This is a genomic window from Klebsiella sp. 141162 (assembly GCF_050600755.1).
In the GTDB taxonomy this organism is placed as follows: Bacteria; Pseudomonadota; Gammaproteobacteria; order Enterobacterales; family Enterobacteriaceae; genus Klebsiella; species Klebsiella aerogenes.
Genome location: NZ_JAQIRI010000035.1, coordinates 1 through 371, shown reverse-complemented (window position 1 = coordinate 371; position 371 = coordinate 1). Strand labels below are relative to the sequence as shown.

At 48.2% G+C, this 371-nt stretch carries 2 tRNA genes; both read left to right on the top strand.

Going from position 1 to position 371, the window contains the following annotated elements:
- Positions 1-14 precede the first annotated feature (14 nt).
- A tRNA-Ile gene (locus PGR23_RS24450) sits at positions 15-91 on the top strand.
- A gap of 106 nt (positions 92-197) precedes the next feature.
- Positions 198-273: transfer RNA gene (locus PGR23_RS24445), tRNA-Ala, on the top strand.
- Positions 274-371: the final 98 nt, after the last annotated feature.

The following is a 371-nucleotide window of genomic DNA, read 5'->3' as shown; positions in this document are numbered from 1 at the left end:
TAAGTAATCTCTGCAGGCTTGTAGCTCAGGTGGTTAGAGCGCACCCCTGATAAGGGTGAGGTCGGTGGTTCAAGTCCACTCAGGCCTACCAAATTCGCTCTCGTGCTTTGTTGTGGCAAAGCTCGCATACTTCAGTATGCTTCGCTTCACCACGCCGCGCCCGAAAACGAATTAAGGTTAAAAGAGATTCATTCGATGGGGCTATAGCTCAGCTGGGAGAGCGCCTGCTTTGCACGCAGGAGGTCTGCGGTTCGATCCCGCATAGCTCCACCATCATTACTGCAAAAAACAAGAAAACTTCAGAGTGTACCTGAAAAGGTTCACTGCGAAGTTTTGCTCTTTAAAAATCTGGATCAAGCTGAAAATTGAAA